General features: G+C 49.5%; 1 protein-coding gene. It reads right to left on the bottom strand.

The features are described from left to right. Positions 1 to 862 (bottom strand): IS30 family transposase (locus tag AC2JF7_RS09015; RefSeq protein ID WP_500728355.1); only part of this gene is annotated, 862 nt, incomplete at its 3' end. Positions 863 to 974 lie beyond the last annotated feature (112 nt).

Genomic DNA, 974 nt, shown 5'->3' with positions numbered 1-974 from the left:
CCCCCTTCTCGCACGAAGTGTAAGGGTGCGCGTAGTAAACCAGCGTCTGCGCTGCTTCTTCTAACTGGGCTAAATCCGCAAACTCAGAACCATTATCCGTGGTAATGGTCTTAAAGACTGCGTGCCAGTGCTCCTGGTATTGGCTGCGTAAGGTTTTAAAGGCCGCCATCACGCTGGCCGCCGTCTTATCCTTAATCGGGATAATCATGAATTTGCGGGTCATGCGTTCATACAGGGTTAAAAGGGCCTGGTCATCTTTGGTTTTATGTCCTAAAACTAAGTCGCACTCCCAGTGACCAAACTCGCGGCGCTGGTTAATAGCAGCAGGCCGTTCACTAATACTGCGGCCCAATCTGCGTTTATGCTGGCGTACTCGTTTAGCTTTCGTCTTGCGGCTTAAGCACTCGGGCAGATCCGTCGTTTTAACCCGTAATAAACCACGTTCTACATAATGGTAAAGCGTCTTGGTACAGACCGTTTCTTCCCGGTTAAAGGCGCCGCTGGCTAAGGCCCGACCTGCGCAGGCATCAAGCGACCAGCCCTGCTTGAAGAAGTGCTGTTCAACGTACTTAATGAAACGGGTTTTGGCTAGAAAAGCTTGCTTACGGCCGCAGTTTAAGTGCCTTATCTGGTAGCGTCTTTGCGCCGCTTGGGCATCGTAGCGGTACCGTTTGCCGTGATACAAAGAAATCTGGCCGCGTTCAAGCTCGTACTTGACCGTGGTGGGCGAACAGTTGAGGGCACGGGCAATTTGACGCAGGGACTGGCCTTGGCTGCGTAAAACCTGGAGCGTCACCCGATCAGTTAAGGCAAGATGTTGGCCCTTTTGGTGACTAGATATGGTAGAATTAAGCGAGTTCATTGGAGACTTCTTTCTAGAATTAGGTTGGTAATTACATTCTATCAGAGAAGTCCAATGGACTTTTTTCATTTTCTAATCAGCGCAAGTGTTCAACTTCATTTTACAATTTACC

The organism is Lactobacillus sp. XV31L, assembly GCF_059900865.1.
Note: the sequence above shows the minus strand (reverse complement) of the source record. Positions and strands in the feature narration are given on the sequence as shown.